The sequence below is a fragment of the Flavobacterium sp. RSSA_27 genome, from assembly GCF_051547125.1.
Taxonomy (GTDB): Bacteria; Bacteroidota; Bacteroidia; order Flavobacteriales; family Flavobacteriaceae; genus Flavobacterium.
The window spans coordinates 1-329 of the sequence record NZ_JBPTTN010000021.1 but is presented as its reverse complement, the minus strand read 5'-3'; the positions used below and the strand labels follow the sequence as shown (position 1 = coordinate 329).

Below are 329 nucleotides of genomic sequence, written 5' to 3'. Positions count from 1 at the left end.
GAGATTGATTCAATTCTGTAATAGTACAATCAGTGCACTCAGGGTCTTTTGGGCAAGTAGTACAAGGCGTAGGATCAGAAGAGGTATCTGTTACGGTTTTGTCATTAGGATCTTTAGCGGTAGCCAAAGCCAAGTTGTAAACAAAACCTTTGTTAATATCTTCTTGAGTAATGGTATGTGAAGCTGAGAAGGTAGTGCTGTCAGTAGCACCCACAGCCAATGTTGCAATTGGACCACCAGTTACCACCGCATTATTGTCTGTTACTGTTACATTAGTCAAGGTTACATTACCTGTATTTTTGATGACAAAGTTATAAGAAACCACATCG

At 39.8% G+C, this 329-nt stretch carries 1 protein-coding gene; it reads right to left on the bottom strand.

What is annotated here, in order from left to right; genetic code table 11:
- Positions 1–329, bottom strand: a 329-nt coding sequence (locus ACSVH5_RS13450) for a DUF7507 domain-containing protein (protein ID WP_438061923.1), incomplete at both ends; no start/stop codon positions are given.